General features: G+C 34.0%; 16 protein-coding genes. 3 read left to right on the top strand and 13 right to left on the bottom strand.

Going from position 1 to position 23,730, the window contains the following annotated elements; all coding sequences use genetic code 11:
* Window positions 1-40 precede the first annotated feature (40 nt).
* From U5A88_RS14695 to U5A88_RS14675, 5 genes are all read right to left on the bottom strand, one after another.
* Complete coding sequence (locus tag U5A88_RS14695) at window positions 41-5,617, bottom strand: MG2 domain-containing protein (protein ID WP_354207687.1); 5,577 nt, start codon at window positions 5,615-5,617, stop codon at window positions 41-43.
* 159 nt (window positions 5,618-5,776) lie between these two features.
* Complete coding sequence (locus U5A88_RS14690; protein WP_354207685.1) at window positions 5,777-6,412, bottom strand: hypothetical protein; 636 nt, start codon at window positions 6,410-6,412, stop codon at window positions 5,777-5,779.
* A 572-nt stretch (window positions 6,413-6,984) separates the two neighbouring features.
* Window positions 6,985-7,209, bottom strand: a complete 225-nt coding sequence (locus tag U5A88_RS14685; protein ID WP_354207683.1) for a hypothetical protein — start codon at window positions 7,207-7,209, stop codon at window positions 6,985-6,987.
* 80 nt (window positions 7,210-7,289) lie between these two features.
* Window positions 7,290-7,727, bottom strand: a complete 438-nt coding sequence (locus tag U5A88_RS14680; protein ID WP_354207681.1) for a hypothetical protein — start codon at window positions 7,725-7,727, stop codon at window positions 7,290-7,292.
* A 1-nt stretch (window position 7,728) separates the two neighbouring features.
* On the bottom strand, window positions 7,729-9,144 hold the full coding sequence (locus tag U5A88_RS14675) for a hypothetical protein (protein ID WP_354207679.1): 1,416 nt from the start codon (window positions 9,142-9,144) through the stop codon (window positions 7,729-7,731).
* A 187-nt stretch (window positions 9,145-9,331) separates the two neighbouring features.
* Here U5A88_RS14675 and U5A88_RS14670 point away from each other — a divergent pair, with 187 nt between their 5' ends.
* Window positions 9,332-9,739 carry a DoxX family protein gene (locus U5A88_RS14670; protein ID WP_354207677.1) on the top strand — a complete coding sequence of 136 codons (408 nt, stop codon included), beginning with the start codon at window positions 9,332-9,334 and terminating at the stop codon, window positions 9,737-9,739.
* On the opposite strand, the gene U5A88_RS14665 is transcribed toward U5A88_RS14670, so the two are convergent.
* The 7 genes from U5A88_RS14665 to U5A88_RS14635 form a co-directional block, all read right to left on the bottom strand.
* Complete coding sequence (locus tag U5A88_RS14665; RefSeq protein ID WP_354207675.1) at window positions 9,731-12,631, bottom strand: OmpA family protein; 2,901 nt, start codon at window positions 12,629-12,631, stop codon at window positions 9,731-9,733. The two genes, U5A88_RS14670 and U5A88_RS14665, sit on opposite strands and share 9 nt — an antisense overlap.
* A gap of 142 nt (window positions 12,632-12,773) precedes the next feature.
* Complete coding sequence (locus tag U5A88_RS14660; protein ID WP_354207673.1) at window positions 12,774-13,295, bottom strand: OmpH family outer membrane protein; 522 nt, start codon at window positions 13,293-13,295, stop codon at window positions 12,774-12,776.
* Window positions 13,296-13,518: 223 nt separating this feature from the next.
* Window positions 13,519-14,403, bottom strand: coding sequence for a class I SAM-dependent methyltransferase (locus tag U5A88_RS14655; RefSeq protein ID WP_354207672.1), 885 nt, complete (start codon window positions 14,401-14,403; stop codon window positions 13,519-13,521).
* Window positions 14,404-14,409: 6 nt separating this feature from the next.
* Entirely contained in the window at window positions 14,410-14,886 is a 477-nt protein-coding gene (locus tag U5A88_RS14650) for a hypothetical protein (protein WP_354207671.1), read from the bottom strand.
* Window positions 14,887-14,916: 30 nt separating this feature from the next.
* On the bottom strand, window positions 14,917-16,788 hold the full coding sequence (gene mnmG / locus U5A88_RS14645) for a tRNA uridine-5-carboxymethylaminomethyl(34) synthesis enzyme MnmG (protein ID WP_354208196.1): 1,872 nt from the start codon (window positions 16,786-16,788) through the stop codon (window positions 14,917-14,919).
* A 109-nt stretch (window positions 16,789-16,897) separates the two neighbouring features.
* Window positions 16,898-17,311, bottom strand: coding sequence for an rRNA maturation RNase YbeY (gene ybeY / locus U5A88_RS14640; RefSeq protein ID WP_354207669.1), 414 nt, complete (start codon window positions 17,309-17,311; stop codon window positions 16,898-16,900).
* Window positions 17,308-20,655 carry a DUF4175 family protein gene (locus U5A88_RS14635; protein ID WP_354207667.1) on the bottom strand — a complete coding sequence of 1,116 codons (3,348 nt, stop codon included), beginning with the start codon at window positions 20,653-20,655 and terminating at the stop codon, window positions 17,308-17,310. The genes ybeY and U5A88_RS14635 overlap by 4 nt, the downstream gene beginning before the upstream one ends.
* A gap of 87 nt (window positions 20,656-20,742) precedes the next feature.
* Here U5A88_RS14635 and gltX point away from each other — a divergent pair, with 87 nt between their 5' ends.
* Together gltX and U5A88_RS14625 are read left to right on the top strand one after the other, a co-directional pair.
* Window positions 20,743-22,302 carry a glutamate--tRNA ligase gene (gene gltX / locus U5A88_RS14630; RefSeq protein ID WP_354207665.1) on the top strand — a complete coding sequence of 520 codons (1,560 nt, stop codon included), beginning with the start codon at window positions 20,743-20,745 and terminating at the stop codon, window positions 22,300-22,302.
* A gap of 134 nt (window positions 22,303-22,436) precedes the next feature.
* The gene (locus U5A88_RS14625; protein WP_354207663.1) at window positions 22,437-23,342 is read left to right on the top strand and encodes a spondin domain-containing protein; all 906 of its coding nucleotides are present in this window, start codon (window positions 22,437-22,439) and stop codon (window positions 23,340-23,342) included.
* Window positions 23,343-23,349: 7 nt separating this feature from the next.
* Here the strand turns inward: U5A88_RS14625 and U5A88_RS14620 are convergent, their stop codons facing one another.
* The gene (locus U5A88_RS14620) at window positions 23,350-23,703 is read right to left on the bottom strand and encodes a 6-phosphogluconate dehydrogenase (RefSeq protein ID WP_354207661.1); all 354 of its coding nucleotides are present in this window, start codon (window positions 23,701-23,703) and stop codon (window positions 23,350-23,352) included.
* Window positions 23,704-23,730: the final 27 nt, after the last annotated feature.

Below are 23,730 nucleotides of genomic sequence, written 5' to 3'. Positions count from 1 at the left end.
CAAAAAAGTAGAACCTTGCAGGTTATTAAATCGATTAGAATTATTTCACAACCTCAATCCATTTGCCTTTATCTCTTACAAAATAATCATTATCATACATAGCTTCTGCTTGTATACCCGGTAAATAATACTTGCCTAAATACGATGCATTTAACTGAACCGTAAATGTTTTGGATTGTTGCTTTCCTAAATCAAAATAGAAATTAACCCTATCGTCCCTGATATCCATAAAATTGGCCTGGCTTGTAGTTGAACCACCATAATCGGTAAAACGTGTGCTCAGAATTTCCCATCCTGATGGGAAAATTTCAGTTAACGCAACATTCTCAACACGTTCATGTTTTAAATTACTTACCGTTACTGTTGCTGAAAAATCAGTGCCCTGTGCTAATTTAGTAACATCTATTCGTTTTCCGTTAGTGTCTTTATATACCATCTGTACACTTAAATTCCGTTTTTCTACTAGCTCTTCACCTAAAGGCAAAATACCTGAATTCAGTACCGTAACATAAACCGTATTCATTTTTTTATTCGTCACTTTTAAGCTATTTGCACCGTCAAAAATGGTTAATTTTCGTTGAGCAATAGATTTTTTAGTGTTGATGGCTTCAGCTTTACCGCCGTTGTTGCTGAACTCTATGCTCAAATCTTTACCACCGCCAAGTTCAACCATTTTTGCCATCGCCAATAGACTATACGCTGTGGTTTGTGTGCTCATCCATTTACTAGAAGATAATTCTTTTGCCAAATACTCCGCCATTTCACGTGATTTCGGATTGTCGGTCAATAACATGGTTTCCATTGCCATAGCCCTATTTCTGGTGGTTGAGCCATAGGTATAATAATCGTAATTTTTAGGTTTAAAATGAATATTGGCAATATTCGCTATTTTTTTAGCTACTTCTTTCTGTCCTGCCAAAGCATAAGCAGCAGCTAATCTCCATTTGGCATTGTTAGAAAGCTCGTTAAATTCTCTCAATCTGTTCATTGAGGCCAGATCTGCATGACCTGCTAAAGCTAATGTGTATAATCGGTATGCTTGAGCTAAATCTGTATTGTAACGTTTATAGCTTGCTCTCCAGTTCCGTGCCGTTTCTTGTTGGTATTTTAACCAATTGTTCATAAAAGTTAATGGCATTACATAGCCTTTTTTCTGAGCTTCGAGCATAAAATGGCCTGCATAACTTGTACCCCAGTCATTAGCCGTATTTTGACCTCTCCAATAACTTAATCCTCCACTTGGTGTTTGATATTGACCTAGTTTTTCAACTGTTTTCTTAATATTCTTATCGATTTCTTGTTTTTTATCAAAGGTCAAATCCAAGATATCTGTCAAATACAATTGTGGGAAAGCACTTGACGTAACTTGCTCTACACACCCATGCGGATATCGGATTAAATAACCCAATCTGCCTGTAAAATCCATTGGTGGCAAGGTAGAAAATTCTACTTGTGCAAAACTTGTTCCCAGAACTCCAAACGTTGTAAAATCAATAGTTTGAGAAGCATTTGGTTCTAGAATTACTTGCGTTGATTTTGAACTTACAGGATTGGGATTAATAACATCAATCTCCACATTGTAAGATGATTTTTCTCCGTTACCGGAAGCCAAAACTTCAATAGTACTTATTCCTTGTGCTTTGCTAACATCCAACTCAAAATAGACCATTTTTTCATCAGGTTTAGCAAAAGAAACCGATTGGGTCTGTTGACCGATAATTGAGATTCCTTTACTTAATTTTAAACTGATGTTTGCATTTTTTACCTTGTTTTCCATGGCAAAAACGGTAACGGGAAGTGTTACCTTCTCACCCGGACTAAGTTTTCGTGGTAAGGAAGATAACACCATCAACGGTTTACGAACAGGTGTGGTTTCACTTACACTTCCGTACGCTTGTTTGTTGTTATCTCCAGCTATGACCATAGTTCGGACAGAGCCGATGTATTTTGGCATTAGAATTTTATGCGATGCCGTTTTTCCTTTATCCAAGGTAAATGGCCCTAAATACGTTACTACAGGTTTAAATCTGTTTGCTTTTTTTGGTTTTTTAGAACCCGCATCTTCGTCGCCACCAATGGCAAATATTTGTGCAATTGTTCCACCATAAGCACCAATTACGTAGTCAAAAATATCCCAGGTTTTTACGCCAAGGGCTTCTTTGCTGTAAAATTCATCCCAAGCATTTGGGGTTTTGAATCGCGTTAAATCCAATAAACCATCATCAACCACTGCCACTGTATAGGTCATCGGTTTGCCTTGTTTTTCAATTACTTTTACGGTAAATTGCTCTTCAGGTTTCAATACTTTTGGCATTGAAATTTGTGGTTCTAGAACGGTATTCGGGTCCTTGACCATCAACGGAATTACTCCATACATACGTATCGGTAAGTCGTTTGCCGTGGAAGCGTGCGGTTGCAATAACGAAATGTTTACAAACACATTGGGTGCCATTTCTTTAGTGATGGCGATTTCCGTGGTGGTTTCGCCTTTTTGGGTTTTAATCCAACGTTGATTAAGGACTTCTGTTCCATTTTCTATGCTGATTAATGCTCTACCAACCGTTCCTGACGGGAAAGTGATTTTGGCTTTATCGCCCACGTTATATTCTTCCTTGTCGGATGAAAAAACCAGCATGGTTGCTCCCGAAGCATCGCTACCAGCGGGACGTTTCCACCAATCTTTATAAAAATAGGCGGTTCTACCCGTGGCATGACCACTTTCAGGATCGTAAATACGGATTAAATATCTTCCACCCTCTTCGTCAGGTACATTTACAATAAACGTGCCTTTACCGCTCAATGATGTATTCAAAACTTGAGACAATATTGGTTTGTGGTATTGACTACCCACGTACGAGGCCAAATCGTCATAGGACGAGTTCCACCACCAACGCCATTCTACTTTATATACTTTTACCTCAATGCCTTTTTTGGCTATCGGGTTTCCCTGATTATTTACAGTAACCACATCAAATTCAACGTCTTCATCCGTAAAATAAGAGCCATAAGCCTTAGCTTCGGGTGATTGTAAACCCACAAAAGCATCGTAAGGTGCAAAGTTTTTGGAAATAACATCTATGGAGAAATCGCCACCGTTTTCAAACGCTCTGGTTAAAAACGAGGCTTTTAGCATACCCGGAGCTTTGTTGTTAAAATTTAATTTTTTGGTTAAGTTGGCGTTTCCTTCGACATCTAATTTACCGTCAAATACGATTATTTCTTCAGGTGTAAATTTTCGAGTCGGGTCAGAAAACACATAATTTGGATACTTTTTAAAAGCTGTTGAAGTACTTGTGAATTTTGCTTTTACCTCCGCCCTTAGTTTTTTAGCATCAGCACCATGCAACCATTTTACGGATAGTTTTCCATCAAGAGGCTTATTTGACGTTAAGATTTCATCTTCAAAATCTATGGCTATTTTTAAGCGGTTCGGTTTGACTGTTTCTACTTTTAGTCCTTTATAAAAATTGGCTCCGCCAACGTTTACTTTGGCGTTCCAATTGCCTGTGGGAGAGGATTCATCCGTTACAACAGTGAATTTATAAAAACCATTCTTGCCTTCGGCATTAATTAATTTGTGCGTTAGCTTTCCACGAGAATCAGTAATTTCAAGCTTTACAGGGTGATTTTTGGGAAGCGGATTTGCATTATCGTTCAACACAAAAGTCAGGTGAATACTATCTCCAGGCCTCCAAACACCACGTTCGCCATAAATATATCCTTTTAAGCCTTTTTGAAGCTGCTTACCAGAAACATCAAACTTACTTAACGATAACGAATACCCATCATTTAATTTGAGATAGGTTTTTTGTCCTGAATGGGAAACAACCGCAAAATGTGCATTTTTATCTGATTTGTACAACGCAAAACCTTGGCTGTCCGTATTTATAGTGCCAAGTTCTTGCTGTTGATAATTGAACAATTTGATTTTTACCCCTGAAATTGGGTTAGTTGTTAGAATATCGGTTACCGCAAAGTGATACGATTTGTTTTCTCCTTTTTTTGCAATTACGCCCAAATTCGTCGCCATAATATTGGTCGTGGCAATATTTTTTTCGTTAAAATAATAGGCTTCTTTACATGGGTTTTCTCTATCCTCCCAATTGTAATATCTGTGATTTCTGTAATTATAAATCAGGTTATCCCAATATTGTTCTTCTCGTTCTTCCAACTCTTCTTCTGCAAGGCTAGTATCATCATAGCTTTCTTCTTGAAAATATTCTTCGTAGTCCTCTGTTTCTACGTTGGTAACTAACTGGCTTCCATCACAAGTATTTAAAGCATATTCTTGAGTAAAGCTCAATTCTATTCTATATATAGCTCCGGGATCTGCTTTTAGCATTTTAGATAAATCAACTGCATAGGTTTTCCATTTTCCATCATTTTCAATGTCTGAATTTATCAATCTCATCGTCTTTTTAGCTACTCGGCGGCCTACTCGCCTAATACTGTAACTATTAATTCCGTTAAGATTTTCCTCTTGTAAAAATTGTAGCACATTGTTCTCAAAAATTTTGATAACGCGAACATCGACCGCTTTTAAATTAACGGCTTCAAAATTCAATCGTAAATTTTTTGAATCTGGAAGTATAACACCATTGCTGATTAACCTAACCGCAGGTTTTAACTCCTCAAAAGCAATTTGTTCAGAGAACTTTTTCTTGAATTTATAACCGTCAATATTGGTAATACCTGAAAAAACATCAACCTGTACATTCCCTTTTAGTCGGGTTTCAGGATATACTTTTAGCACATTACCATCAACTACATATTTAAGATTTTGAGTACCGCCAATGGTTACCAATCCTTTAAAATTCTGTTGTTTTTTAATGGGATCTGAAAAGTTTATAGCCAAATGTTGCTCAGGCGATTGCACTACATCAACGTTTACTATGGAAAAATTACTGATGCCAGGAATGGTTCTTTTTGCCTCACCTTCATTGTCTATTCCAAACTTTTTTCCCGACCATTTTATCTCGATTTCAGAATCGTCCTTTAACCGATGAATACTATCAATTTTAAATTGATAAACCGATGAATTTTGTGAAACAGGCAACCATTTTACGGTCAATGGTTTACCATTTTGGGAAACAGAAACCAATTTTTCTACAGTTTCCAATGGTATTACATCTGCCGAGCGTAAAACGCCTTCGATATATTGCCATTCTTTGCTGTACGATTGTAAATTATGAGTGTTTAACGTAAAATTAGGTTGTATGGTTTTGAATTTAAAAGTATAAGATTTGAATTCAGATGGTACGTTCAAATACAGTTCGGAAAGATTTACAGTAACCGTATATTCTGTGTCAGCTTCTAAGCTTTCTTCTGGTTTAAAAACAAAGGTTCGTGAATTTATAGCAGTCAATTTTCCCTTTACTGATGGAGAAATAGAAAGCACATCTTCCGAAATTTCTGAATCGGGTTCCCAACCTTCCACTTCTTTAGCTAAACCAACCTGAATTGGATCTTTTACAGATACTACACCCGAGGTTGTATAATAAATATAATCTTTAAATTTAAAAAGGTTATCTGTATCTTCTTGTGGGTTTTTCTTTTTACAGGAAATAATTACAATTATCAATACAACTAGGGTAAAAAATCGATTGAAGGTCTTCATTTTAAATGGGTTAGGTTACAGCACTGTATTGGCATAACAATATTATTATATAACCACAAATTTAAATGATTATTGCTCAATCTTATAGCCTAAAAAAAGGGAATGTCGTATCCCTGAAAAATGGGGTTTGAAAGTGTTTGAAGCTATTTGAGGCTCATTTTATGAAATCGAAAGCTCTTTTGTACACTTTACTTGCCACTTTCCGCTTATTTTTTCCAAGAAATAAAGTGATGAATTACCAGCTAATTTACTTCGAGATTCAGAAACTTGTAATACAGCTTTAGTATAATCTTTGTTAAATGCAATTCTTGAAAATGAAAGTAGTATGTCAAACTTAAAAAAATCACGATTGCCTTTAGTTAGTAGTTCTTTATTAAAATAAATTATTGAGTCATTTCTTGTATTTTCAATTTTTGAAATGTCAAATTTTAAAGTATCTTTTTGTTGCTGTAATTTTGATAGTATATCTATATAATCACTGCAATTTTTATCAATATTATTTAGAGAAACATTTGGGTACGGCTTATTCAGAGAATCAATAGCTACAATAAATCTTCTTTTAGCTGTTTCTTTTTTTATTTGGTTGATGAGAGAGTCAATTCTTGCTGAATCTTTTGAGGTAAAAACATAATTTAGACTATCAGGAGGGGGAAGGGGAAATACTGGCTCGATGGGTTTAGCCAATTTGTTATAAATCAATGAAATAACCTGATAGTTGTTTTTTCCCTTATTGCCATTTTCACTATTACAAGAAAATGTTAAAAGGAGCACTAAAAAAATAAAATTGTTTTTCAAGAGTTTAATAATTTTCAGACCATTTCTTCTAACATTACAAATACTGGATCGATGATGGTATTTTGAGAATTCAACTGAAAACTCAATAAGAAAAATATTATTTTAGACCATTTCATTGTTGTAGAAAAAGATATATGGCTATTGTTTTTCAACTAAATCAGTTGCCCAAAAGACTTTATATTTAATTATGTACTTTTCATATGGTTCAATAAGATATATATTTTCAAATATGCTATTCTTAGAAAAATTAGTTGATTTGAGTTTGCTTCTTTCAGTATTAATGTAGTTTACATTTTTTAAGTCTATTTTTTTCAAATACCTAACAGCACATGTATCTATTTTTCCATTTGTTTTATTCCAACGAAATAATTCTTCTCCTATATAAAAGTTAACACCTTTGTCCTTAAGTTATTTTCTATATTTTTTGATAGATACCACATTACCTGAACCGTCTTAAATTTTATAGGTTTCTTTACTTGTTTTATTAAACATTATATAAATAGTTTCTTTTTTGGTTTGTGAAAAACTCATAAGAGAGCTAAGAAATAATATTATTATAATTAAATGTTTCATTATTGACAGTTTTCATTTTTGTTATCATTTACATAGTCAGTTATAACCTGTCTAATTCTATCTTTTTCTTCTTCAGTCTTGCTGGTCCAAGTATAAATTGCATTACTACCATTTTCATACATTAACCCTTCCCAAGCTATGTCTTCATAAAACTGGTCTGAATGTTGTGAATTATCAAATTCGTTTAGCATATCTCCCATAGTTTCTATGTAATGTGTTGCCATTTGCTGATGTTGCCAATTTTTATGTCGTCTATAATAATCATATATACCGGGGAGATTATTTTAACTAGAAAAATTAATTTTTAGGGTATAGAATAAATCCATTCTACCTCGTATTTAATGTATTTCTCTTCATTGATTTTCTCAATAACAAAAACTCTTGAATTATAATGATTCAACGGAGGAGGCATTTTTATTCCTTCTTTTTTTGTCTTGTTTAAATGTTCCTCATACTCATCTTTAATCAATTGCTTAATTGTAATTATTTTATGTTTTTGTAATGAAAAATTAGAACACGTATCTATTTTATGTTTTTTATCAAAATATTTAAACCTTTGATTGTCAATATTAAATACTATATTTTTTGAATCGTCTAAAAACTTTTCTCCACCACCTAATTCAACAAATCGAATTATTTTAGGATATTCTTTTCCTCCTTTTTCTAAGGAATAATAATGCTTATTTTGTGCAAAAGCAAAATTAGATATAAGTACTAATGTAATAGCGAAAACTCTTTTCATCTTAATTACAATCTGATGTTCCATTTTGAAATATATTTTTTAAGTTATCCAACACTCTTTGTTTTTCTGAAGTACTCAAATTATCCCATGCCACGGAATTGTTCATATCTTCTAGTATTCTTAAGCCTGCCCAAGCTATATCTTCATAAACTTGTCGTGAGAATTTATTATCGTCAAACTGCTGAGCTATGTCTGCAATAGTTGTTCGATAGTGTTGGGCCATTAAGTTATGATTCCAAGTCGAACGAAACCTATCCCAATAGTAATCATAAAGCCCTGGAAAATTATTTCGTAAAGAATTAACATAATTAACCCTTTCTTCTGTAGTATATTCACTTTGATTTAAATCTCCTTTTTTTGCTGCTGATAACATTTTTCTAAAAATTTCTGCATGTATTACCTCGTGGGCAAATGCAACCGCACTACCTACGTCAGAAATATTGGATAGTTGAGTGTTGCTAAACTCAATTACAATATTAAAATTTTCCGGAGGATGTGTTCTTCCATAATTTCCCTCAGCAAGAGTGTTGTCAATCTTTAAACTTAAATGACTAACAGGAAAGTCCCCATCAAACTTTTTAATAGCATCTGCAAATTTCGTGCTAGAATTATTTAGCTTGTCATAAATGCATTTGGCTTTACCAGTTAGACTGTCTAATATTTGTATTTCTTCTTCTTCTGTTCTATGTGTAACTCCGCCAGTCTCTGTGTTATCATGACCACCATCTCCACTACAATCCTGATAAGTGTTAAAATCAGGAACCCAATCGCTACAACTAATAACTTCTGTTGAATTATCATCATATATCCAATACCAGCAAGTTCTAGTATAAATCATTTCTTCTACTATTTCGCAATCTTCATTAACTCTTTTTAAGATGGTTTCCCCTTCGTTATACTTTCTACTTTTAAACTCATATTGCTTTTCTGATTTAACACCATTTAAATACCTATTTACTTCTAAAGGGGTTTTGTCAAAATCAAAAACTGTTATAAATCCATTAAAATTGTTGGGTTCAGAATAAGATATAGTTGTAGATAATGCTTTTTCTACATCTCTTGAATAAAAATGAACAATGTTAACAGACAGGTTATTATCCGAATCAACAGAGGCTACTAACTTATCATAAGAAAAGGCTGTGCTTTCTGCCAAGTCATATGCTTTTAAGTTATAAAAGGGAACTTCAATAACGGCTTTGCCATTTAAGGTATAGTTCTCTGCTTCTTCCCATAAGGGAGGCCTTCTTAAGCTTGTAAAAGCTTCTTTTTTAAAGGAGTTCTCGTAAATATGCTTTACTTGGTCAATGTTAATTTGTGATGTACTTTCAGGTAAAAAGGGAACTTCGTTCTTCTCACAAGTGACAAACGTTAAGGTAAATAATGTTAAAATTAGTAGTGTAAAAATTGTTTTTTTCATGGCAATTGGTTTAGCGTTAATAGAATAGATTAAAACAAAAATGGAAAGAAATATAATTAAGGATTACAAAATGAAACTCCATCTCCCCAGATTTAGTTGCCTCTAAGATAGTGAAAAATATTTAAGCAATTATTCTAAAATACAAAGTCTGTATAGTTTTAACTATATTTGAATAAAACCCATAACCATGGAAAACCTATATAACACAGGAATTAAATTTGCTCCGCAATTGTTAATTCTTGTTTTTATTGCCATTACTTTTTTACAGTCTGGAGTCGATAAAATAACGGATTGGCAAGGAAATGTATCTTTTTTAAAAGAACATTTTGGTAAAACATTTTTAAGAAATAGTGTGCCTCTATTACTACTTATCATCCTTATTGGTGAAGTAATTGTAGGGTTTCTGAGTATAATAGGGATAATTCAGATATATGTGTCTGAAAGTACTTTTTTAGGTTTTTTGGCAGCTGTTATAGCCTCAAAAATATTATTGATGCTATTGTTCGGTCAGAGAGTTGCTAAAGATTATGCTGGGGCAATGACAATTGTAGTGTATTTTATGGTCACTGTTTTTGGCGTATATATTTTAAGATAATGTCAGAATATTCTCTCCCACGGCTACACCATCAATAAAAATATTTACCGTATAGGTACCTTTAGAAAACTTGTGTACTATTTTGTCAATAAACATCACTGCTTTTATACTTTGCTTATTATAGTATAATGTGGTTTCATCTGTATATGCTTGATTTTTACCATCCGCTAACGGAAATACTCCCTTTTCGTTAACAACCTTACCTGTGGGTGATTTTATTACCACGTAAGCATCTTTGTAACCTTTGACAGCATTCATATTAGGTTGTATTCTAAAAATTACACGTAAAGCATGTATTTTCTTTGGGTTGTTCGTTTCAATATACTTACCTCTTTTACTCTGCATGGCCTTTACACTAACTTGGCTTGCGTTGAGTACTGCTTCTTTTTTAACAGTTGGTTTGTTTTTATTTTTATCTGCTGGCTTTTTTTCTAATTGATCACTACTGCCAGTTTGGTCAGTGGCTCCTTTAGCTTTTATATCTGCCAATAATTGGTTTGGATCAGTATTATTATTCTTTTTATTTGTCTCTTCCTTTTGTTTCTCAAAATTAAACTTTTCGGTTACCTTTTCTTCTGCTTCTGCCTTCGCAACCAAATTGTCATATTCTTTGTTTATTTTTTCTTTTTGGGCTTCCGCTTTCTGCTTTGTTTCAGTCATTGGCTCAATTAACTGAGGTTTTACTTTCTCAGTTTTTTCATTTTGAGCTTTGTTATATTCTTCGTTACTTTTTTCTAATTCTTTATTTAACCACTTGGCTTCATCACTTAATGTTTCCTCTTCTTTATTTGATTCATTTAAATCGACCTCAATAGTTGCTTTTTGGTTTGATTTATCAGTTGCCCTTTTGATAGATTCAGTCACAACTGCTACCTCTCTTTTTGTTTCATCAACATTAGATGATTTTTCTTCTGAAGGCGTATTTGAATTGTCAGTTTTTGTAAGCGTTACATCAGCGTTGTTTGCTAAATTTTCATCCTGAGTTTCATTAACTGCTACAATTTCTGCTTGTTTTGATTCAGTTTTTTCAACTCCTTTATCAATTGTACTTTTTGGTTCAATTGTTTCTGAATAACTAGCCGATTTAACAACTTCTTTAACAGGCTTTTCTTTTACTTTAGTTATTTCTGTTAATTTATTTGACGGGTTATTACGTGGCCTTACTATTGAAGCCTGTGGGTTAACGAATGCAAATTCTGTTCTTCTATTCTTTTCATGTGCAGCTTCACTACATTCAATGCCGTCTATACATTTATTAACCATTTTGCTTTCTCCATATCCTCTTGCTTTGATTCTGCTTCTATCAATACCTTGAGATACCAGATAATCTGCTGAGGCTTGTGCCCTGCGTTCAGATAATTTTAAGTTATAAGCACTACTACCTCTTGAGTCTGTATAAGATGATAACTCTACATGAATGTTCTTATTATTCTTTAAAATTTTAGCTAATTTATCCAATTCTCTAGCAGATTTTGTAGTAATACTGGATCTGTCAAAACCAAAATACACTGGTTTAATAGCGGCTTCATCTTCTTTGATTGTTGAAGTATTATCAATTGACTCAGCAACTGCTTTTTTCTCCTCCTTCTCTTCGTCATTAAGATTAGCACCTGATGTTTCTTCAACTGTTACTTCATTTTCTGAAACATTTTCTATTCCCTCTTTTATACCTTCATTTTCAGTAATTAGCTTGTCGTTTTCAATTTCTTCTTCAGATTTCTTTATTAAGAATTTATTAGCTTCTAAAGTAGGTGCTTCTAAATAATTTGCGGTATTTACAATATGATCTTCAGTATTGTAATTTTCAGCTCCAGCTTTTAGCGTATACGTTTTATTACAATCTAAAGTTAAAGCGTATTTACCATCAACGTCTGTTTTAATTTGTTCTAACTCCTTGTTTTCTTCATCAAACAATGTAATTATGGCATCTTTAATTATTTCCTTAGTACCATTATCTTTTACTACGCCAGTAATTTCTTGAACGCATGGTCCATCTTCTTTTACTTTTTCAACTAAAAATGAATAAATATCATGATTATTTTGACCTTGCAGTCTGTTTGAAGAAAAATAACCTCTATCATCACTTTTATTAATAATAAAGGCAAAATCGTCATTTACACTATTAATTGGGGCGTCTAAATGGTTAGGTGTAGCTGTTGGATTTTTAAGATCGATGCAATACACATCTAAATTACCCAGACCGCCTTTATGGTTATCTGAAGAAAAATACAATTTCAAGTCTTTTGTTATGTAAGGTGTAACCTCATTACCCGAAGTATTTATTCTATTTCCTAAGTTTACAGGTTTGCCAAAGCTACCATCAGCATTTATGGCAACCATAAAAATATCAGCACCTCCCAAAGTAGAAGGCATATCTGATGTAAAGTACAATTCTTTTCCTGTTGCACTTAGAGAAGGCTCACCAAAAGAATATCTGTCATCGGAAAAAGGTAGTTTTACAACATTGATCCAGCCTCCATTTTCGTCAACATCTGCACTGTACAACTGTTCCTTATCTTTTTTTCTTGGGCTTTTTCTGTACTTTTTTGCAGAAAAATAAACCGTTTTTAAATTAGGACTGTACGCTGCTCCCGTTTTTGTAATCTTATCGGTAGGTAAACCTTGAATCTGTTTCTTATCTATAATGTCGCCTTCACTACCCACAGTGGCTAAAAATAAATTAGACTCTGATAGTTTATTACTGTTTGTGCTTATTTTTTCTGTGTTGGGGGATTTGTAGATAAATTGATTATCGCTTAGAAACGTAACGCCATAATCTGGCTGTGCTGTATTCGTCTCTAAGTATTTTATTAGGTATTTACTTTCTGCGGTTTGCGAAAAAACCGACATAGAAAAACACCATACTATTGTTAATACTAAAAATTTCCTCATTACTAAATCTAAGTTCCGTTAGCTTAATCATAACGATAGTTTTTTTATTTAAGTATTTGTTATCAACAACTTATTAACATAAAAAAGTCCGACTCTAATTAGAATCGGACTTAACTTATTGATTATTAGTAACTTTAAAGTATTATTCCTTACTCTTGTACGACTTATTTAATTGAACTAAAACATCATCCGTTACATCAGCACTTTCTTCGCCATACATAACAGTACCGTTACTACCTGTAGTTCCCAGTACAAAATTGTAACCTTTCTCTTTGGCATAATTTTTAACAAAATCATTAATTTCTTTAGACAGTGTCTCTAAACTCTCTTGACCTTCAGCTTGTACTTGTTGTTGAATAGTTTGTTGACGTTGATTTATTTGTTGTTGTTCTTGCATAAGCACTTGCTCTCTATCTTGTCTAGCTTTTGCTGACATTTTCTGAGCATTATCTTGGTACGCCTTTGCTTTATTTTGCCAATTGGCAATTAAACTATCCAACTCTGATTTTAACTTGTCTGATTTTCCCTTCATAGTAGCTTCAGTATCTTTGGTGCCTTTATACTCTTTCATAATTTCTTCAACATCTACATAGGCAATTTTTACTGGTTCCTGACAAGAGAACAAACCCAATGCAACTATAACTACAATTACTAAATTTTTCATTCGCTTTAATTTAATTTTAAATTTTGGCAAATATATAAAAATAATGGTGCTCTATATCTTAAAATGTTGTTATAAGTATAGTTGATTGCTATTTACCTGTCTATAGGATTCATTTATAGAAAACCATTTATTTAAAAAGGTTTTAAAAGAGTTTACCTCGGTATAGTGGGGCTAACACTAGTTATAAGGTTAAAAAGCCTTTAAATTAGCTTAAAACATGAAATCATCTATTTTTTATGATATAAATATGTGAAGAATACTCTTTTGATGATTTTGCCTTAATATTTGATTTTAAACCCACCCAAAATGCTTTGAGCATATTTGATTTACCCGTTTTATATTTTTCAGAAAGCAAGCTGACATAATAAGCGTCAAATTTCATAGGTAGTATTTTTTCAACTTTCATGTTTTCTTGGGCAAATAATTCTGAAATGGATTTTCTGGAAAAATGCCATAAATGTCTTGGGACGTCATAAGCTGCCCAAAATTCTTGGTAATAATTTGCATCATAACTTTTAAAATTTGGAACAGCTACAATTAATGTTCCATTAGGTTTTAAAAGTGATTTTAATTTTTTAACATAATCATTCAAATCGGGAACATGCTCCAGTACATGCCACATGGTTATAATATCAAAAGTCTCTGAATTCAATTCTTCCAAATCATTATGAATTTGGAATTTGGAATTTAATATCTTGGAATTTGCTAAAGCCCGTGCATTCTCATTCGGTTCAATTCCTGTTATTTTCCAACCATTAGTTGCACATGCTGCTAAAAAATCTCCAGTGCCTGCACCAATATCTAAAATTGTTTTTTCTTCGGAATTAAAAGAATTAATAAGCTTTACCTTTTTCTTTATGGTGTAATTACGTACCCAATGGTACATCTTATCAATTAGTGATTTCTTTGTGTCTGAATGCGAAATGTATTCTTCGCTCTCGTAATAGTTTCCCAAATCGGAATCATTTGGTCTTGGCGAAGTCAACAGTAATTCGCTTTTCTTATCGATAAGAATCGAAAAGGCCTCACGTGAAACGGTATAATCCTTACAGGAAATATAAGGCTCTAATTCGTAATTGTTAATTGGGGATTTTACTATTTGTTTCACGTGAAACTATGTTTTTAATGTGTTATGAATTCTGATATCTAACAATGTTGAAAGCTGTTCCGCTTTTAGCCTTGCCTCTTCTTTGTAAGGTGTTTTAAAAACTGTTTGGTTTTTATTTCCTTTAAAAAATTTAATAGCATAGAGTTTGTATCGGGCATCTCCAAAAATGGTAGGATACCACATCCATGTGCCACCTTCTTTATAACCTTGATGGTTTAAACTAATATAATCAGGAACAATAAACACCTTCTTTTTTTGATAAATTGCCGTACCAAATATTTTTATATATACAAAGTTTTCAAAATTCCTTTGAATGCAATACTCATAGCTTAACCAAAAAAAAGGGAGCAGAAATAATAATAAAAAAATATAATAAATTTTAAAAACAGAAAGTATTCCAACTAGCAGAAGTACTGGTAAAAACACTATAAACAAGCTGAATTTTGGAATTGATTGCTCTAAAATAACTTGCTCTTGTTTCACGTGGAACTATCTTTTTTTAAGTAAGTACTTTTATCTACCCATATAAACCAACAATACTGAAACGTCACTAGGCTTTACACCTGAAATTCGGCTTGCCTGAGAAATACTAGTAGGTTGAATTTTTGATAACTTTTCGCGAGCTTCAAAAGACAATGATTTTAGTTTATGATAATCAAAGTTAGAAGGAATTGTTATATTTTCTAATCTATTTAGTTTGTCTGCATTGTTCTTTTCTTTCTCAATGTATCCTGCATACTTTACATGGATTTCTGTCTGCTCTACAATCTCATTGTCAATATTGTTGTCAATTATAAAGTCGTTTACACCAGGAAATTGACGCACATCATCAAAGTCCAATTGTGGGCGAGATGCTAATTTAATCATCTTCATAGATTGATTGACAGTAGCCGTGTTTTTGGCTTCTAAAATTGGGTTCACATCATTTGGTTTAATACTCGTTTCTTTTAAATAAGATACAAACACATCAGTTTTTTCTTGTTTCTCATGAACGCGTTCCAAGCGTTCTTTAGAAGCTAATCCTAACGCATGAGACATTGGCGTTAACCGCAAATCAGCATTATCTTGTCTTAATAGCGTTCTGTATTCAGCTCTTGAGGTAAACATTCTGTAAGGTTCTTCTGTGCCTTTTGTAATCAAATCATCAATTAAAACACCTATATAAGCTTCGCTTCTTTTTAACACGAAAGATTCTCTTTCTTGTATTTTTAATGCCGCGTTAATACCTGCCATTAACCCTTGTGATCCTGCTTCTTCATATCCAGTCGTTCCGTTTATTTGACCTGCGAAATATAAGTTCTCCACTAATTTAGTCTCTAATGTGTGTTTTAACTGCGTTGGAGGGAAATAATCATACTCTATAGCATAGCCAAAACGGAAAAACTTTACATTTTCAAATCCTGCAACTTTTCGCAATGCCCTTGCTTGAACATCTTCTGGTAAGGAAGTTGAAAACCCATTCACATATACCTCAACCGTATTCCATCCTTCTGGCTCAATAAACATTTGATGCCTATCCTTTGTTGCAAACCTGTCAATTTTATCTTCAATAGATGGGCAGTATCGCGGCCCAATACTTTTTATCCTTCCGTTAAACATAGGTGATCTGTCAAAACCTGTACGCAACAAATCATGAACTTCTTGACTCGTATAGGTCATGTGGCATGAACGTTGTTTAGTCAATGGTTTTGTAAGGTTTGTATATGAGAACTTTTCTGGCTTTTCATCACCCGGCTGTTCAATCATTTTGGAATAATCCAAAGATCTTCCATCTACTCTTGGTGGTGTACCAGTTTTCATTCTGCCTGATTCAAAACCCAATTTTATCAAATCTTCAGTTATGCCCACTGATGCTTTTTCTCCAGCTCTACCGCCACCAAAGTTTTTATCACCAATATGAATTAATCCATTTAAAAAAGTTCCTGCTGTAAGGATTACAGATTTGGATTTTATAGTCAAACCCAACCCTGTTTTTACGCCTGTGGTTTTTCCATTTTCAATAACCAGTCCATTAACCATGTCTTGAAAAAAATCTAAATTTTCTGTTTGTTCCAATATATTTCTCCACTCCTCTGCAAACCGCATTCGATCACTTTGCACTCTGGGACTCCACATTGCAGGCCCTTTAGATTTATTGAGCATTTTAAACTGAATGGCCGACTTATCCGAAACAATACCACTATACCCGCCTAAAGCATCAATCTCTCGTACAATCTGTCCTTTTGCAATTCCTCCCATAGCGGGATTACAACTCATTTGTGCGATGTTCTGCAAATTCATGGTTATTAGTAAAGTTTTAGCACCCATGTTGGCACTTGCAGCTGCAGCCTCACTACCAGCGTGACCACCGCCTACCACTATCACATCGTATATGTCTTGAAAAATACTCATTCTTATATGCTGTACTTCTTAGTTCTAAATAAAGATCATTTGAAAATATGTTCCACGTGGAACTTAGTTAGATTCAAATAACAAAAAACTTAAAGTTGTTGATTTATAACGGCCGCAAAGATAGGTAATAATCCTCTTTTTTTCGCATTTGTAATTTTTCGGTTTCCTTTTCATCGTTATATCCGCATAAGTGAAGTATACCGTGAACCATTACACGATGAAGTTCGTTTTGGAAAGAGACCTTAAAAGTCTTGGCGTTTTCACGCACACGATCAACGGAAATATATATATCTGAACAGATAGTCTTACCCAAGTTGTAATTAAAAGTGATTATGTCTGTTAATGTGTTGTGTTTTAAGTACTTAACATTAATATCAGATAGATAACTATCATCACAAAACACATAATTAACATGATCGAGAGAATAATTTTCTGAAGTTATAACATCTGATAACCAGTTAGTTAAATTACTCTTATGTTCAAGCTGAAAGTCAATTTGATAATTAAACTCAATCATTCTTTTACTGGTTCTTTAAAATACTGTTGAACCTTCTTTTTGTAGTTGTTCCGTAAGGGCAAGGGTTCACGGTTTAGAATTTCATCCTTATTAAAAAAGAGCTTATCTCCCTTTATTTTAGGAATCGTTCGCTTTTCAAATGTGTTGTTGTTAGTTTCAGACTTTCGTTTGTTATCTTTGCCTTGTTCTAATTGAGCATCTTCAAGCTTTAACAACTCATGTTCTAATTGTTGCATGCGTTGTATCACACCTTTATCAAACCCCTTATCTAACAGTTGCTTTTCCAACGCTTCCATTTGTTTTATCGCCTTATGTCCTTTTGCACCATTTTTGCCCGCTTTACCCATTAATTCTTTAAGAGCTTCTTTTAATGCATTCTGTTGCTTGTAAATTTCATATTGCTCGCCTGTCATCTGTTCAGAACCTCCTTCACCATCCTTAGGGTTTCCGTCCTTGCCCTTCTGACCATCCTCACCGCCTTTTGGTTTTCCATCACCTTTTTTCATACCTTCCTGCATTTTTTTACTTAATTCACCTTGCTTTTTGATAATATCTGGTAAACTAAACTCAGGCTGTCCACTTTTTCCTTTACCCTGACCTTGACCCATACTAGGGTTTTGAAGGCTATTTAACATATCACTTAACATATCGGCTAGGTTGTTGGCAGCGGTCATGGTGTATTGTTGATTAGAACGACCAGGCTGGACTTGATTTTCCGCAATATGTTCCAGTGATTTATCTAAATTATAATGAGCATTGGTTAAATCTTCTTGAATTTTTGATGTCAATTGTGGAACCCTCATAGAAAGCATATATAAACTATCATCTATGTGTTCAAAATTCTCTTTGATAATTTGTTGTTTCTTTAAGAGTTTGGGAAACTCGGCATTACTGGCGTCTACTCCGTCAAAAGCCATTAATAATTGTTCTTGGTCGAAGGAAAAAGTCAATAAGTTTTCTAAAATCGCTTTTAAATCTTCAATATTTTCGTCTAAAGCTTCACCTTGCATTTGCATCATGGCACCACCCATTTTTTTACTCAATTCTTTTTGCTTCTTAGACGCAGCTTTCTGATTCGTTTTTGCATTCTTATTGTTTTGGTCTTTTTTGTCAGTTTTGTTTTCATTTTCTTCTCCAGCCTCTTTATCATCTAAATTTTCCTCTGCTCTCTTCATAAGCTCATCAATAACTTCCTCATCTTTATTTGTATCTGGAAATTTCATCGGTTGAGCCAAATTCTTATTTTGTTTTCGCAACTCGTCAAAATCCTTTTTAATATCTTCAAAATCTTTATTTAATTTTTCTTGATCTTCTGCCTTGCTGTCTGTTTTCTCTGATTCTTTTTCCTGCTTCTTAGATAGAGAATCTAATTTTTTGGTAATCTGTGCCGCCTTTTTCTCTACAAAAAAACGCTTGGATAGTTCGAGCAACCGCTCTAAAGTTTTCTTTTCTTGCTTGTTTTGCTGGGTCAGCTTATCCAATTTATCAAGCATATCTTCTTTTTGGAGCTTTTCAGACATTTTTTTAAGCTGTTCTAACAGGTCATTTTTCTCTTGTAGTTCTTGGGTTTCCTCAATGCGTTTTTTTAGCTGCTCCTTCTTTTCTTTTATGGTCGGGTCTTCATTGTTCAGTTCTTGCTCATCCAGATTTTCTTTCAAGTTTTCGGTATGCTTTTCTTGCATTTGCTTGTATTGCTCCTGACGTTTTAAAAATTGGTCAAATTCCTTTTTATCGTTCCAGTTTAAATCTGGCTTTTTACGTAATTTTTTAGAAAACTCATCCAAATCCTTATTGAGTTTCTCGGAATCTTTATTGGTCTTATTTAATTCTTCTAAGTTTTGTTTTTGCTCTTTGAGTAAATCGTCCGTAATTTCTTGTTTGGTTTTGTTGTAATAGCTAAAAACCTTGCTTTTTGTGCGTTTACTGCCATTTGAGCCGTCGTTATCAAACACCTCAAAATACATTTCATAGGCTTTTCCTTCGTCAATTTTTAGGATTTCGGGCGAAAAAATGTAATAAAACTCCTCAAATGTAGATTTATTGATGTCAATTGGTATTTCCTGTGCAGCTTCTTTATTATTCTTGTCATAGTAGACCAGGTGTAGTTTTTTTAATCCGTAATCATCGCTTAATTGACCCACAAACTGTACTGGACCTCGGCTAACAGAATCAATATCGGACCTTACCTCTATTTTGGGATGCTCGTCTTTGATAACCTGTATTGAATAATCAAGTTTTTCGTAATTTTTTAAATGGGTATTTGATGTTGTTATCTGATAATTCAAATCATTACGAACACGTTTTGAAATGGAAAAATTGTTATCCGATTTTAACGAAAACACATTGCTATTTGCGGAAACAAACTTCATTGAATCCGTAGCTTTTGTGGTGATATTCCATGTAATGGTAGTTCCTTCGGGGATTACAGCATTGCCCGTATTTTTAATACGTTCGTCCCTTTTTCCGGTATATCCGGGATAGTTCATAACCATTTCAAAACCAGTTACATTGGGAGTTTTCAGAACATCCAATATATAAGGTTTAGAACGTACACCATTTGCTTCCAAATAAAACTCAACAGGCTCTTTTAAGTTGTTGAACTGATGCGAAAAGTTACCGTTTACATCCTTTAATAGATAACTTTCGTTGTTAAAATTGACGGTTACGTTTTCGGGAACAACGTTGCCTTCAGTAGCAACAATCAATTCGAAAGGTTGCCCTTCAATATTTTGTAAATTATCATTTAAAACAATAAAAGCGAACGGTGCGGGTGGTTCGTAAGCGGTTTTATAATCGACCACACGATTAAAACTTTCGTTAAAAATGGAATTATTTCCCGTAAGAGCCGTAAATGCCCAAATTAATAATGGGATGCTCAGGTATTTTAAATATTTTACATTCCCCTTAAAATTAATGGCGTTTTTAAATGGAATAGGTTTTAAACTGGCCGATTTCTGCTCGATGCTTGCCAATAACAGTTCGGATTGAGACTTGCTTTCGTTCAATTGTAATACGTTCAGCAATTTATCGTCCACTTCAGGAAAATGCTTGCCAATCAATTTAGATGCCTCCGATAAGCTAATGCCTTTTTGCAGACCAAACAGTTTTGCTAAAGGAATGGCAATAAACTTTACCAGCAAACCAAGTTCAACAGCAATAAACACAAAGAAAAGTACACTCCTAGCTACAGGCGGTAACCATAAAAAATACTCGATAAAAACCGTAATCAAGAAATATAACAAGCCAAAGGACACAAATAAAATCAGTCCTTTTAACAGCTCATTGGTATAATACTTTTTAATGAACTGTTGTAGTTTTTGTTGTATGTTGTTGAAACTTGTCAAATTTTAGATGCCGCTCTCTTTATATTTTAAACTCAAAAATAGCATTTTCATTGTCAAATACTATCTTTGCAACCTAATTTTAACGAAATGATTAACAAAACTAGAGTGCGGTTTGCTCCCAGCCCAACTGGGCCATTACATATTGGTGGTGTTAGAACAGCATTATTCAACTATTTATTTGCTAAAAAACACAATGGCACTTTTATTCTACGAATAGAAGATACCGATCAAACCCGTTATGTGGAAGGAGCTGAAAACTATATTGTTAACTCTTTAAATTGGTTGAACATTCCATTTGATGAAGGCCCTGAAATCGGTGGCGATCTAGGTCCGTACCGTCAATCGGACCGAAAAGACATTTATAAAAAATATATTGATAGATTAATAGCTTCTGGTAATGCGTATTACGCTTTTGATACGACCGAAAAACTCGATTTTCACCGAAAAGACCATAAAGCCAAGGGCAAAACCTTTATTTACAATTGGCATAATCGTTTAAAATTGGATAATTCGTTAAGTTTAAGTAAAGATGAAGTGCAACAACGCATTAATTCAGGTGAAAAATATGTGATTCGGTTTAAATCTCCCGAAAATGAGACATTGGTGTTGAACGACATTGTCAGAGGTGAAATCACCATTGATACCAATGTGTTGGACGATAAAATTTTATTTAAATCGGACGGTATGCCCACCTATCATCTCGCAAATATCGTTGACGACCATTTGATGGAAATCAGTCATGTTATCCGTGGCGAAGAGTGGTTGCCTTCATTGGCCTTACACGTTTTATTGTACCGTGCTTTTGGTTGGGATGCACCTAAATTTGCCCACTTGCCCTTGATCTTAAAGCCCGAGGGCAAAGGAAAATTGAGCAAACGCGATGGCGACAAACTCGGTTTCCCCGTTTTTCCGTTGGAATGGAGAAAAGACGGCGAAGTTTCCCGTGGTTATCGTGAGGATGGTTATTTTCCTGAAGTGGTGGTCAATATGCTAGCTTTATTGGGCTGGAACGAGGGCGAGGGCACAGAAAAAGAAATTTATTCTTTACAAGAACTTATCGAGGCTTTTAGTTTGGAACATGTGAGCAAATCGGGTGCAAAATTTAATCCGGACAAGACTAAATGGTTCAATCAACAGTATTTACAGGCAAAAAGTGATGATGAATTGGCGGAGTTGTTCGCTGTTCATGTGCTTGCCATGAAAACTAATCCTTCCGTAATGGCTTCGTTAAACGAAAATGCTAAGCATTTAGACGATAAAGCTTATATCAAAAAAGTGATTGCTTTAATAAAAGAGCGGGCAACCTTTGTCTCGGATTTATTGAAATTAGGTAGTTTCTTTTTTATCGCTCCAACTTCCTATGACGAAAAAGCGGCCAAAAAAGCTTGGAAAGAAGGTGCGACCGAATTAATGAATGAGCTCGTTTCAATCTTAAAACCGATTGATAATTTTTCATCGGAAAATGTAGAATCTATTGTAAAAACGTGGATTACCAATAAAGAAATTGGGTTTGGAAAAGTGATGCAGCCATTACGATTAAGTTTGGTAGGTGCCATGCAAGGACCTCATATTTTTGATATTATGGAGTTAATCGGCAAGAATGAGACTGTTGATAGGATTGAAAAAGCAGTGACAAGCTTCCTTTAGCTCATCCAAGGAAGGGGAACTTGGAGCTCAACATAGACCTGACAGGTTTTAAAAACCTGTCAGGTCTTTTTTATTTGTAAGCAATTGAATATTAGTGCGTCTATTATAAAATAATCGTTTTAACTCCTCATATTATGATACAAAAACTACTTCTTTTCGGTCTTTTTTTTCTTTTTTTAGCCCCTCTTAACGCTCAAAAAGCTTCTTATAAAATTGAATTTATCAGTAACTGGAGTGCTTCAACGCACCCCAATCAATACCCTTCTGGTTCAGCTCACTGGTCTCCGTTAATTGGAGCGAGCCATAACGAGAACGTATCTTTTTTCGGTATTGGTAAATTGGCAACGAGCGGCGTTGAACAGGTCGCCGAAACTGGTGGTACATCTACTTTTGAAAGTGAAATAAGTTCGGCTATTTCTAACGGAACGGCTTTTAAACAAATTAAAGGTACGGGTTTAAGTACTGGTCCGGGAACTATTACCATTAACGATGTTGAAATTGATATGGATTTTCCATTAGTGAGTTTGATTACCATGATTGCCCCAAGTCCAGATTGGGTAGCACAAATAGATAGTGTAAAACTTATAGATAATAGTAATGATTGGGTATCTGAGCTTTCCATCGATGTTTATGCTTCTGATGCTGGCACTGATAATGGAACAACTTATGGTTCAGATAATAGCGACACAAACCCAGCTGTAGATATGTTCAGTTTGCAAAATACTGCTCCTTTTTCCAGTCAAATTGTTGGCACTTTTAAATTTACCTTTCAAAAAGTGTTATCTGTTAATGATAACGAACTTCAAAGGGCTGTTTCTGTCTATCCAAACCCTAGTAACGATAATTTGTTTATCAAGAATAACGGTACTCAAAACTTAGAAAAAGCCGAAATATTTAGCGTAAGCGGACAAAAAGTGAAAGCGTTTAATCAAATAAGCAACAACAATAACTTAAATATTACTTCGCTAAAAAGAGGAATGTATTTTTTAAGATTGCAATCAGATAAGGGAAGTACTGTCAAGAAAATAATTGTGAATTAGCAAAATGTCATTCTTGCTTTGCTTTTTCAACTTCTGTGATAAAATATTTAGTATCGCCCAACCATGGAAAAGTGGCAAAGCGTTCTTTGTAAGTTAGCCTTACATGCTGTCCTTGTAGATCTTTGAGTTGTTGGATTACCTCTTTTTCCGAGCTTTCAACAGAAAAGCTGAAGTGTTGCGATTCGGATACACCTTGACTAATTTCGCCTTCCCAAGTTTTAAAGATCACCCCTTTATGCGTAATTTTTATCAGCTCTCCTGATCTATATCCATTACTAAATGTGGCATAATAAACAAATAGAAAGTACCCAATAAGTAAAACACCTGTTATGGCAACAATAATTCCTACAACTTTTCTCATTATCTGATTTTAGTATTCCAAAATTAC

It is taken from the genome of Aureibaculum sp. 2308TA14-22 (assembly GCF_040538665.1).
GTDB lineage: Bacteria > Bacteroidota > Bacteroidia > Flavobacteriales > Flavobacteriaceae > Aureibaculum.
The sequence above is the reverse complement of the archived record's forward strand: the minus strand, read 5'-3'. Positions and strand labels throughout refer to the sequence as shown.

Excerpts from the sequence above, each read along its gene's own strand:
- U5A88_RS14695 (WP_354207687.1), bottom strand. The coding sequence starts at position 5,617 with ATGAAGACCTTCAATCGATTTTTTACCCTAGTTGTATTGATAATTGTA.
- U5A88_RS14670 (WP_354207677.1), top strand. The coding sequence starts at position 9,332 with ATGGAAAACCTATATAACACAGGAATTAAATTTGCTCCGCAATTGTTA.
- gltX (WP_354207665.1), top strand. The coding sequence starts at position 20,743 with ATGATTAACAAAACTAGAGTGCGGTTTGCTCCCAGCCCAACTGGGCCA.
- U5A88_RS14685 (WP_354207683.1), bottom strand. The coding sequence starts at position 7,209 with ATGGCAACACATTACATAGAAACTATGGGAGATATGCTAAACGAATTT.
- ybeY (WP_354207669.1), bottom strand. The coding sequence starts at position 17,311 with ATGATTGAGTTTAATTATCAAATTGACTTTCAGCTTGAACATAAGAGT.
- U5A88_RS14680 (WP_354207681.1), bottom strand. The coding sequence starts at position 7,727 with ATGAAAAGAGTTTTCGCTATTACATTAGTACTTATATCTAATTTTGCT.
- U5A88_RS14620 (WP_354207661.1), bottom strand. The coding sequence starts at position 23,703 with ATGAGAAAAGTTGTAGGAATTATTGTTGCCATAACAGGTGTTTTACTT.
- U5A88_RS14675 (WP_354207679.1), bottom strand. The coding sequence starts at position 9,144 with ATGAAAAAAACAATTTTTACACTACTAATTTTAACATTATTTACCTTA.
- U5A88_RS14625 (WP_354207663.1), top strand. The coding sequence starts at position 22,437 with ATGATACAAAAACTACTTCTTTTCGGTCTTTTTTTTCTTTTTTTAGCC.
- U5A88_RS14665 (WP_354207675.1), bottom strand. The coding sequence starts at position 12,631 with ATGAGGAAATTTTTAGTATTAACAATAGTATGGTGTTTTTCTATGTCG.
- U5A88_RS14660 (WP_354207673.1), bottom strand. The coding sequence starts at position 13,295 with ATGAAAAATTTAGTAATTGTAGTTATAGTTGCATTGGGTTTGTTCTCT.